This window comes from Limosilactobacillus panis DSM 6035 (genome assembly GCF_001435935.1).
Classification (GTDB): Bacteria; Bacillota; Bacilli; order Lactobacillales; family Lactobacillaceae; genus Limosilactobacillus; species Limosilactobacillus panis.
The window spans coordinates 1-6,651 of record NZ_AZGM01000082.1 but is presented as its reverse complement, the minus strand read 5'-3'; the positions used below and the strand labels follow the sequence as shown (position 1 = coordinate 6,651).

The 6,651-nt window shown below is 38.6% G+C and carries 5 protein-coding genes and 3 pseudogenes; 5 read left to right on the top strand and 3 right to left on the bottom strand.

Annotated features, from left to right (window positions below; translation table 11 throughout):
- Both FD32_RS05870 and FD32_RS05865 read left to right on the top strand, forming a co-directional pair.
- Positions 1–586 (top strand): annotated as a pseudogene (locus tag FD32_RS05870) (replication initiator protein A); the annotation flags it as partial.
- Between the two features lie 339 nt (positions 587–925).
- Entirely contained in the window at positions 926–1,747 is an 822-nt protein-coding gene (locus FD32_RS05865; RefSeq protein ID WP_056962137.1) for a Fic family protein, read from the top strand.
- On the opposite strand, the gene FD32_RS05860 is transcribed toward FD32_RS05865, so the two are convergent.
- Both FD32_RS05860 and FD32_RS05855 read right to left on the bottom strand, forming a co-directional pair.
- Positions 1,737–2,015: a hypothetical protein gene (locus FD32_RS05860; protein ID WP_047766953.1), complete on the bottom strand. Its 279-nt coding sequence runs from the start codon at positions 2,013–2,015 to the stop codon at positions 1,737–1,739. The genes FD32_RS05865 and FD32_RS05860 overlap by 11 nt on opposite strands.
- Before the next feature lie 22 nt (positions 2,016–2,037).
- On the bottom strand, positions 2,038–2,247 hold the full coding sequence (locus FD32_RS05855) for a hypothetical protein (RefSeq protein WP_047766952.1): 210 nt from the start codon (positions 2,245–2,247) through the stop codon (positions 2,038–2,040).
- Positions 2,248–2,516: 269 nt separating this feature from the next.
- Here FD32_RS05855 and mobQ point away from each other — a divergent pair, with 269 nt between their 5' ends.
- Entirely contained in the window at positions 2,517–4,577 is a 2,061-nt protein-coding gene (gene mobQ / locus FD32_RS05850; RefSeq protein WP_047766950.1) for a MobQ family relaxase, read from the top strand.
- Positions 4,552–5,086, top strand: a pseudogene (locus FD32_RS09845) (DNA topoisomerase); the annotation flags it as partial. The gene mobQ and the pseudogene FD32_RS09845, both read left to right, overlap by 26 nt.
- Here the strand turns inward: FD32_RS09845 and FD32_RS05840 are convergent.
- Positions 5,082–6,011, bottom strand: coding sequence for an IS30 family transposase (locus FD32_RS05840; RefSeq protein WP_047766946.1), 930 nt, complete (start codon positions 6,009–6,011; stop codon positions 5,082–5,084). The pseudogene FD32_RS09845 and the gene FD32_RS05840 overlap by 5 nt on opposite strands.
- A 99-nt stretch (positions 6,012–6,110) precedes the next feature.
- Here FD32_RS05840 and FD32_RS10500 point away from each other — a divergent pair.
- A pseudogene (locus FD32_RS10500) lies at positions 6,111–6,368 on the top strand (DNA/RNA non-specific endonuclease); the annotation flags it as partial.
- Positions 6,369–6,651: the final 283 nt, after the last annotated feature.

Sequence of the window (6,651 nt, the reverse complement as noted above, 5' to 3'; positions counted from 1 at the left end):
GTCCGTTGACGAGGCCGCTCAAACCCTTGCTACAAGCGGAAATGTGAAAATCACACACAATCTATATAAAGACTATAAAAATATAGATACTAATAGATACAATATAGATACTCAAAAGTTGGACTTTTCCACAGCCAATTTTTCACCAGCTGAAATTGAAGCCCAAAATCGGGATTTAGTAAAACATGCTGATGAGTTCTTAACTGACGAAGATAATGGGTTGCCGGTCTTCTTAGAACCAGAAGCAGTGCAACTACTTAGCTTTTGGTGCCGTACCCCACAACAAATGCGGCGCTTTATTGGCATTATCTTAAACGCCAAATATGCTGTTGAAAAAGAACATAAGGATTTAGGCGTATGGATTCTATTAGATGACCCTGATTTAAAAAAAATGATGACCAAAACGTTAAGACGCTATTTTAATGCCCTAAGAAGCGATGAGAAACATATCAAGAATGTTGAGAACTACCTGTACGGCACTATGCAAAACCTATTTGGTGTTTGGTGGAACCAACAAGCAGCTAGAGAATATGCGGCCAAACACCCTAAAGAACAAAATATTGATGACGAGCGCACTTGGGATTAAAACGCCATATAAGCTCATTTAAGCCGTTTTAAGCGTTACATGCATAATTATATTAAAATCGATTTAAAATCGCTTAGAAGCAAAAATAGGCACCTTTAGTGGCTGAATTGGTGATGACTAAACTAAGGAAATGTGAAAGTGGCTTTTTAAATGACCAAATCCAGCAAGAAAGTCGAAAAAATAGAGCAATTGTTGGCTGACCCTTGGATAGTTGATATTCAAGCCCTTCGGGGAAAAACTGCGCATAATCCTGATAAACATCAATTGTTTGACGCGTTACACACTTATGTTTTAGATAAACGCCAAGAAGGAATTATCAACGAAAAGGAGGCACAAAATATGACTAAGACACAAGCATATATGGACAAGTATCAATTTACAGCTGCAGAAAACCAACGGTTTGCCCGAGCAAATTTTACCAAACTAGTGCACACTAATGCCCGCTTTGAAGGCGTAAATACCACTTTACCGCAAACACAAACCATTATGGACGGCATGAGTGTGGCCGGCGTTCCTGTTGAGGATATTTTGACAATTGTTAACTTAAAGCGTGGGTGGCAATATATCACTGCTCAAAATTCCCCTTTAACGTTAACCATGGAAAAACAAATCAATAAGATTGTGGCCGCAGAAGACGCCTTAGTACCAGGAGAATTACGGCAAGGGAAGGGAGGAGTTAATTTAGGTAGTGAAGACTTTTTTGAACCGCCTTTAATTAACGAAAAACAAGAACAATCCTTTTTACAAAAAATCTTGGCTGATCCACAAATGACGACCACTGATAAAGCATTGACTGTCATGTATCATAATATGCGTCAACAAATTTTTTGGGACGGAAACAAGAGGACGGCAACTTTAAGTGCCAATAAAATTATGATTGACGGTGGCGCTGGTTTAATCAATGTCCCATTAGATAAGTGGGATCAATGGAACGAACTAATTGCCAATTATTATCGGACTAATGACATGACTAAAATTAAACAGTGGACATATGATAATGGTATTCAAGGATTACAAATTAGAGCAAACTTAGCGCTTAAATCAGTTAAAGACAAAACTAGTAAAAGAATTCAAAAACAATTAAAAAATATTGCGGATCAGAACCCAGAAATCAAGCCCAAAAATGATCTAGAAAATAAAAACGATCGGCCTAGTTACTAGGCTGATCGTTTTTGAATTTGTTCGGTTTATGCGCATTAACGTAATTAGCAAATGTTTTTAAAAGTTCTTCGGTTTGTTCGACCGAGAGGTTATTAGCTTGGAAGTACTTTTCTAATAAAGCCCCTTTTTGAATTAATCGGCGAGAACGGGCTTTGCGGGCTTGCCGATTTTCATAGTATTTAGATTGGCGTAATTTAAAATCTTCCCGCTCAATTTTTCGTTTTAAACGCGCTTGTTGCTCGACTAGTTTTTCATATTGATTAGACATGGAATTTCCCCATCTCGTATGGTTAATGATCTTCGGACTTTACCTTTAAAAATTCAGAAAATTGCTTAGCTAAAAGCTTAATCTGATCGTTAGATAAATTAGCATAATCTAAATTAGCTTGGCTGATGATTTGTTTACCTAGCCGTTGTTCAATCTTATTTTTTTCGTCCTTGATTTTTTGGTTAAGGGCTTTTAATTTAGCTTCTTGTTTTTCTAAATTACTTTGAGACATGAGGATTTCTCCAATCGTTTTACGAATAATCACGGTCACTATATCATATAGGAAACATTAAGTCAAATGATAAAAGTTGGAATAGCGAAGCGGAAGGCATACACTAAGTTAAAGTTAAGAGAATCAGAAGACCGAGTGAAACGAGGTCAATGCGCACTTACACGTCATCTTTGATGACGTTGTGCTAAACCCATTAAAACCTGTATTAGAAGTCGCCGATGGCGACAACAAAATCAAACCCATAAACCCAAAGAAAGGTGGTGACCGACATGGCAATTTTTCACATGAGTTTTAGTAATATTAGTGCTGGTAAAGGACGAAGTGCGATTGCCAGTGCCGCTTATCGAAGTGGTGAAAAGCTATTTGATGATAAGGAAGGTCGCCACTATTTTTATGCCCGATCGGTTATGCCAGAAAGCTTTATTTTGACGCCAAAAAATGCACCAGAATGGGCCAGTGATCGAGAGCAGTTGTGGAATGAAGTTGAAAAGAAAGATCGTAAATCAAACTCACGGTACGCTAAAGAGATTAACGTGGCTCTACCAGTTGAATTAAGTGAAGATGAACAGAAAGAATTATTGACAAAATATGTACAAGAAAATTTTGTTGATGAAGGTATGGTTGCCGATGTGGCAATTCATAGAGATCACCCAGATAATCCGCACGCTCATGTGATGTTAACCAATCGCCCATTTAACCCCGATGGTACTTGGGGACAGAAAACAAAAACCGAATACATTTTAGATAGTCATGGTAATAAAACTAAGACCCCTGCAGGGAATGTAAGAAACCGAAAAATTTGGTTGGTTGATTGGGATAAAAAAGAAAAAATCAATCAATGGCGGCACAATTGGGCGGTTAGTGTCAATCAAGTTTTAGAGCAAAAAAATATTCCCGATCGGATCAGCGAAAAATCCTTTGAAAATCAGGGAATAGATGAAGTTCCAACTCAACATGAGGGAATCAATAGTAAGCGGCATGAAAGAAAAGAATTTAACCAACAAGTTAAGGACTATCGCAAGGCCAAAGCTAGTTATAAAAATAACCAAGAAAAAGTAAACAGTAGAGGTCATTTAGATAGCCTAAGTAAACACTTCTCGTTTAATGAAAAACGGGTAGTTAAAGAGTTAAGCCATGAACTGAAAACTTATATCAGTTTGGAGAACTTAGATGATAAGCGGCGCATGCTATTTAATTGGAAAAACAGCACCTTAATTAAACATGCGGTTGGTGAAGATGTGACTAAACAATTATTGACAATTAACCAACAAGAAAGCTCACTCAAAAAAGCAGATGAACTATTAAATAAAGTGGTCGATCGCACGACTAAAAAACTTTATCCAGAGCTGGATTTTGAACAGACCACGCAAGCTGAAAGACGAGAATTAATTAAGGAAACCGATAGCGAACAAACCGTTTTCGAGGGTAGTGAATTAAACGAACGTTTAATGAACATTCGTGATGATTTGTTGACCCAACAATTATTGACCTTTACCAAACGGCCATACGTTGGCTGGAAGTTATTAATGCAACAAGAAAAAGAGGCCAAAATTGATCTGAAATATACGCTAATGATCCACTCTGATAGCTTAGAAAGCCTAGAACACGTCGATAAAGGACTACTAGAAAAGTATTCACCAGCAGAACAGCAAAAGATTACTCGCGCAGTCAAAGATCTACGGGCAATCATGGCCGTTAAGCAAGTCATTAAAACGCAATACCATGAAGTATTGAAAAGGGCCTTTCCCAAAGGCGATTTAGATGGATTGCCATTGATTAAACAGGAACAAGCTTATACAGCCGTGATGTACTATGATCCTGTTTTAAAGCCATGTCAGGCTGAAACAATTAAACAGTGGCAAGCAAATCCACCACAGGTGTTCAGTCCCCAAGAACATCAACAAGGACTAGCTTATTTATCGGGACAGCTTAGCTTAGATCAGTTAGAAAATCATCACTTACAACGGGTTTTAAAGCATGATGGCACTAAACAACTCTTTTTTGGCGAATGCAAAGCCGATCCGACGATTAAGAACAGTCAGATCGAGAAAATCCAAATGCAGTTAAAAGAGCAACAAGCCAAGGACGACCAGTACAGAAAAGCAAATATCGGACATTATCAACCACTGAACTACAAGCCAGTTAGTCCAGACTATTACTTAAAGACGGCCTTTAGTGACGCGATCATGACTGTTCTATATGATCGTGATGAAGATTACCAACGACAAAAACAAGAACGCGGCTTAAAAGAGACCGAGTGGGAAATGACGAAAAAGCAGCGGCAACATCAAACCCGGAACCGGCATGAGGATTGGGGCATGCACTTGTAATCACAAAATTAGTGACTGGTTAATTGGTATGAATGGTAGCCCATAATGTATTTTATATTGAGAAAAATTTGGTACGTAGAGCGTGCTCGATTAGTTACGTATAGCTGCCAGCCTTGTGTATGGTATATCAAAGAGACCAGGTAAACAAAACCTTTAAACCGGAACACTATTTTGAACTAAATGCGGAAATTTTAGCCAATCAGCAAGAATTCGTCGCAAAATTAGACCCCTATCAGCGATTTCAAGACGAAACAGGGCTAACAACATTCATGCAAGCTAAACACGTTCAGAAAGGATCACAGGCTGGTTTAATCAATGGCATTCAAAACCAGGCTTAAAAGCGTGCTAGTCCCCAACTATTCTCACTATCCAGTCTCCAAAGTGGCATGAATAAACGGTATCATGCCAGTGCCAGCCAGACTTTGGCGGCCATTCAGAGTTTATACGAAGCCAAGTTCCTTAGCTATCCCCGAACCGATTGTGCTTATATGGTAGATTGCAAATTTAATCCGAATTTTTTGACAAATTGGTCAGCATGACCTGATAAGGTGTTTGCCAGTCAAGTATTTTAAGTGGTCGCTGATTAATTTCGAGTAAGGTGGTTTTCAAGCCTTGAGCACTAATGTGCTCAAAATAAGTCTCCTTAGGATAAAAATAGCGTAAGTTCCGATTAAAGTGGTCATTACTGCCGCGCTCAGCTGGCGTATAAGCATGGCAGTAATAGGTCTTAATACCGTATTGTGCTTCAAGTGATACTAGACCGCTAAACTCAGTGCCACGGTCCACAGTAAAGCTGTGCACCGGACCATTAAAAGTGGTTAGGAACTTAGTTAGTGTTTCATTAACAGTTACTGCTGTCCGGTTTTTTAATCGGTAGGCCCAAAGGAAACGTGATTTGCGATCGATTAAGGTTAATAAAACTGCCTTACTATGCCCACGGGGGCCAACAATTGTATCTAATTCAAAATCACCGATGCGATTACGTCGATTAACCACGATGGGTCGCTGTTCAATTGACCGTCCTAATGATTGATTATATTTAGAACGTTGGTCAAGGTTACGCCGTTGGCGCACGCCATGTTCAGGCAAATCATTTAAAGAAAACTCAATTTTCCCTTGATTTAACCAATTATAAATTGATTTAGTCGCTAGTTTAAATTCGTGAGCTATCATTTCTGGTGACCAACTTAGCCGTAAATGGTTTAAAATTATTTGCCTTAATTTGTCATTCAATTTAGTCTTTCGGCCACATCGTGACCGCTTGTATTCGGCATCTGTTTGTGCTAATTCAGCCTGATAAGGTTGACATCGAGATAATTCATAAGAAATTGTTGACGGTGATCGGTTCAGCCGAACGCCCATTTGGATATTGGACAGTCCTAGTTCACAAAAGGTTTCGATTTTAATTCGTTCGGAATAGGTTATACTAGACAAAAGATCAGCTCCTAAAAGATGGGTTTGTGGTAAACACCATTTTAAAGGAAGCTGATCTTTTTTGTCCGAACAGCGTTCGGATTAATTTTACAATCTACCACACAAACTGCATTTTCTAACCAGAAAATCCAAACAATATATGAAAGCAAAGTTAGAAATGCTCTTAAAGAAGGACACAAAGTAGTTTTTGAAGCTCACGCGATATTTAGAGGAAATGAATTAATGGCAAGAGGTGTACAATTACAGGCAGTATCAGACGATGGAAGTTTAAATTTCGATGTTTACATTTTCAATGTTCAGCCGGGCGTTTCATTCGATTATGCAACTGCCAATGCGAAAGCTTTAAAAGGATTTCGTTTTGGTGGTCCAGCAAAACTCTATACTGATGGTCCTTATTATGAGCAAGCCAAAGAATGGGCGACCGGAAAGTTCCCTGTTCCTAAAGCTGCTGGGATTATTACCATTGAAAAGATTTGGACGTTGGATCCAGGACCTAAAGCCGGCAAGATCTTTGAAGAATAGCGGTTTTCAAAATGACTAACACAAAAATACCGCCAAGGTTAAAGAGATAATTTCTAACCTTGACGGGGCTGTGACATAAGTCCCAAATAATTAATGGAGTTAGATGAAATTTTCGGAT